Origin of the sequence: Caviibacter abscessus (assembly GCF_001517835.1) — a bacterium.
Classification (GTDB): Bacteria; Fusobacteriota; Fusobacteriia; order Fusobacteriales; family Leptotrichiaceae; genus Caviibacter; species Caviibacter abscessus.
Genome location: NZ_LOQG01000029.1, coordinates 1 through 481 on the forward strand (window position 1 = coordinate 1; position 481 = coordinate 481).

The following is a 481-nucleotide window of genomic DNA, read 5'->3' on the forward strand; positions in this document are numbered from 1 at the left end:
AGAGTACCTGTTAAAACAGAAATAAAACATAATATATGTGAAAAAGAATTACAAAAAATAATTTTAAAAGAAATAAGCAGAGATGGACAGGTTTTTTACGTATCAAATGATGTAAAAAATATGGAGAAAAAAGCAGAAGACTTAAGAAAAATATTACCAAAATTTATTAATGTTGACTGATATTGTATAATTTTTAATTTCCGCAAGTTTTTCTATATCTTTTTCAGATAATAGCTCCATAGCTTTTAAAAAACCAAATACCAATTCATTTGGCATTGTTCTTTTTGTAAACTTATTTTCTACATTTGAACCAAAACTTTGTTGTTTTATTTTCACTCCTTTTTTTATATACACCGCTCCAATTCCTTTTGGTCCATATATCTTATGTGAACTAAATGTTATTGCATCTATATCTATATTACTAAAATTTAATGAAATATGACCTAAAGCCTGTACAAAATCAGTATGAACTAATGTATCT

General features: G+C 24.9%; 2 protein-coding genes. One reads left to right on the forward strand and one right to left on the reverse strand.

Features of this window, described 5'->3' with window-relative positions:
- Positions 1-180, forward strand: a 180-nt coding sequence (locus AWT63_RS06330) for a hypothetical protein (RefSeq protein ID WP_197407859.1), incomplete at its 5' end; no start/stop codon positions are given.
- On the opposite strand, the gene AWT63_RS04170 is transcribed toward AWT63_RS06330, so the two are convergent.
- A partial coding sequence (locus AWT63_RS04170; protein WP_156414505.1) for an aminotransferase class V-fold PLP-dependent enzyme occupies positions 154-481 on the reverse strand: 328 nt, incomplete at its 5' end. The genes AWT63_RS06330 and AWT63_RS04170 overlap by 27 nt on opposite strands.